This window comes from Aquimarina sp. 433 (assembly GCF_054054605.1).
The window spans coordinates 1-312 of sequence record NZ_JBSWZK010000042.1 but is presented as its reverse complement, the minus strand read 5'-3'; the positions used below and the strand labels follow the sequence as shown (position 1 = coordinate 312).

Below are 312 nucleotides of genomic sequence, written 5' to 3'. Positions count from 1 at the left end.
GTAACTGGTGCTCAAGGACCACAAGGTACACAAGGTATACAAGGAGAAACTGGTGCACAAGGACCGCAAGGACCTCAGGGTGACCAAGGTGTAACGGGTGCTCAAGGACCGCAAGGTATTCAGGGTATACAAGGAGAAACAGGTGCACAGGGACCACAAGGTATTCAAGGTATACACGGAGAAACTGGTGCGCAAGGACCGCAAGGACCTCAGGGTGACCAAGGTGTAACTGGTGCCCAAGGACCACAAGGTATTCAAGGTATACAAGGTGTTACAGGACCGCAAGGACCTCAGGGTGATCAAGGTGTTACA

1 pseudogene is annotated in these 312 nt (G+C 51.9%); it reads left to right on the top strand.

The features are described 5' to 3' along the window. Nucleotides 1–312, top strand: a pseudogene (locus ACWNT5_RS24265) (hypothetical protein); the annotation flags it as partial.